Origin of the sequence: Sandaracinobacter sp. (assembly GCF_041909755.1) — a bacterium.
Lineage (GTDB): Bacteria > Pseudomonadota > Alphaproteobacteria > Sphingomonadales > Sphingomonadaceae > Sandaracinobacteroides.
Genome location: NZ_JAYRCW010000149.1, coordinates 1 through 1,705 on the forward strand (window position 1 = coordinate 1; position 1,705 = coordinate 1,705).

The following is a 1,705-nucleotide window of genomic DNA, read 5'->3' on the forward strand; positions in this document are numbered from 1 at the left end:
CACCGAGGAGCCCGACGGCCCCGATGGCTTCGAAGGCATGGGCGCCACTCCCGGCTCTCCGCGAAGCGGCGCGGGTGGGGCGGCGGCCGGCGCCGACGATCCGCTGCAACAGGCGATCCAGGTTGTCGCCACCAGCCGCAAGGCGACCATCTCCTACCTCCAGCGGCAACTGCGCATTGGCTATAATTCAGCCGCCCGCCTCATCGACCAGATGGAGGAAATGGGCCTCGTCTCCTCGCCGGACCATGTCGGCCGCCGCGAAGTGCTGATGGACGAAGCGGGCAACCGGCTGCCCTAGGGGCAGCATCGGCCTGCCCTCATCCCGCTACACCCGGATGTCGAAACTCGCTGCGGTCTGCCAGCCGCCGCGGGTGAAATCGGGAATGTCCTGCGCAGCGGACCGGTTCTTCACCGACCGCTGCGTCAGGTCGAACAGGCTGGACCAGCTGGCTCCGTCATACACCGGCTGATCCACCGGCAGCCCCTCGCGCAGGCAGGCAATCACCCGCCACAGCATCACGAAATCCATACCGCCATGGCCGCCGCGCGCCTGCGCCAGCGCCGCCAGCTTCGACCACAGGGGATGGTCATATTTCGCCTGCCACGGCCCCATATCCAGATCCCATTTGTGGTGCGCCTTGCCGCCATCATCGATGGCGATCCGCGCCGGATAGCCGCCGAACGCGCCTTTGGTACCCTGGATATAATTCAGCCGGTCATAAGGGCGCGGCGTGTTGATGTCGTGCTGCACCAGGATCGTGCGGCCCCGCACCGTCTTCACCAGCGCGCTGCTCATGTCGCCTGCGATGAAGCGCCAGTTGCGCTGCGGATCGTCCGCCGGAAGCCGTTCCTGCGCAAAGGCCGCCATCCCCAGCGCCGGGCTGTCCATCGCCACCAGATAATCGAACCGGTCGCCGCGGTTGATGTTCATATATTGCGCGACCGGCCCCAGCCCGTGGGTCGGATAAAGATTGCCCCGCTGCCGCGTCTGCCAGCCGGGCCGCCACACGCCCTCGCCCCGCTCCGTTCGCAGCATCTGCCCGCGCAGTTCGTGGATATAGGCCCCCGCGCCGTGCGTCAGTTCGCCGAACAGGCCCTGGCGCACCATGTTCAGCAGCATCAGCTCTTCCCGGCCGTAGCAGCAGTTTTCCAGCATCATGCAGTGCCGCTTTGTGGCCTCGCTGGTCTCCACCAGCTCCCACAGCTCGTCGATGGTCACGCCCATCGGCACTTCGACAAAGGCATGCTTGCCCGCCTTCATTGCCGCCAGCGCCATCGGCGCATGCAGATCCCAGGGCGTAAAGATGAACACGGCATCCAGGTCGTCGCGCCCGGTCAGCTGCCGCCAGGCGTCTGGCCCGCCGGTGATGCGGGCAGGCGCGCGGCCCTGCGCCGCCGACACCTTCGCCACCGCCCGGTCCAGCACGAAGGCGTCGGTGTCGGCGATGGCGCGGATCTCCACGCCGTCCAGCGTCAGCAGCAGATCTGTCATCGGCGTGCCGCGCTCGCCCACGCCGATGATGCCGATGCGCACCTTTTCCAGCTTCGGGGCGGCGAAGGCCATCATCGATCCGGCCGAAGCCGGGGGTGCCTTCGCGGCGGCTGAGGCGGCGGCGACGGCGGCGCCCGCCATCAGGGTGCGTCTGGAAAGGTCGGTCATGGCGGCCAGTTTGCACGGGTCGCTGCCGCAGGCAAAGCCTGCGGG

2 protein-coding genes are annotated in these 1,705 nt (G+C 67.9%); one reads left to right on the forward strand and one right to left on the reverse strand.

Translation table 11 applies throughout. The features are described from left to right. A partial coding sequence (locus ACE3O8_RS13205) for a DNA translocase FtsK (RefSeq protein WP_374390472.1) occupies positions 1 to 298 on the forward strand: 298 nt, incomplete at its 5' end. A 27-nt stretch (positions 299 to 325) separates the two neighbouring features. Here ACE3O8_RS13205 and ACE3O8_RS13210 read toward each other — a convergent pair. Then, positions 326 to 1,705 (reverse strand): Gfo/Idh/MocA family protein (locus ACE3O8_RS13210; protein ID WP_374390474.1); only part of this gene is annotated, 1,380 nt, incomplete at its 5' end.